The following is a 925-nucleotide window of genomic DNA, read 5'->3' on the forward strand; positions in this document are numbered from 1 at the left end:
GGCCTGCAGATCGATCAGGCGCGTCGGATGAAGGATCTGGAGCGCGAGAACGCCCGCCTGCGCCGCCTCGTGGCGGACCTGTCCTTGGAGAAGCAGGTGCTGAAGGACGTTTCTGCGGGAAACTTGTAGCCCCCGAACGACGCCGACAGGCGGTGGCGGCGATCCGGGAGAGGTATGGCCTCTCGGAGCGCCACGCCTGCCGGATCGTCGGCCAGCACCGGGGCACGCAGCGCTACGTGCCCACCGTGTTGGCTGATGAGGATGAACTGACCCGCGCCATCATCAGCTTGGCGTCCGAGTACGGGCGCTATGGCTACCGCCGCGTCACCGCGCTGCTGCAAGCAGGCGGGTGGCAGGTGGGCAAGGATCGGGTTCAGCGGATCTGGCGTCGCGAGGGGCTGAAGGTCCCGCACAAGCACCGGCCGCGCAGCCGGCTTTGGCTCAACGACGGCTCCTGCGTGCGGCTGCGGCCGCAGCATCGCAACCACGTCTGGAGCTTCGACTTCGTGCAGGCACAGACCCATGACGGCCGGAGCCTGCGCATCCTGACGCTGATCGACGAGCACAGCCGAGCCTGTCTGGCGCTGAAGGTGGCGCGGCGCATCAACAGTTTGGGTGTCATTGAGGCACTGGCGGAGGCGATGTGTCTGCACGGCATCCCGGAGAACGTCCGCTGCGACAATGGCCCTGAGATGGTTGCGAAGGCGCTGCGCAAGTGGGTCGCCCAGGCTGGATCACAGATCCAGTACATCGCGCCGGGCTCACCGTGGGAGAACGGCTATTGTGAGAGCTTCAACGGCAAGCTGCGCGACGAATGCCTACGCCAGGAGATCTTCTACTCGCTGAAAGAAGCGCAGGCTGTGATCGGGCTTTGGCAAAACACCTACAATCGCGTGCGGCCGCACTCGTCCTTGGGCTACCGGCC

The 925-nt window shown here is 65.7% G+C and carries 1 pseudogene; it reads left to right on the top strand.

The features are described from left to right. A pseudogene (locus MOX02_RS30780) lies at window positions 1-925 on the top strand (IS3 family transposase); the annotation flags it as partial.

The sequence above is a fragment of the Methylobacterium oxalidis genome, from assembly GCF_007992195.1.
Lineage (GTDB): Bacteria > Pseudomonadota > Alphaproteobacteria > Rhizobiales > Beijerinckiaceae > Methylobacterium > Methylobacterium oxalidis.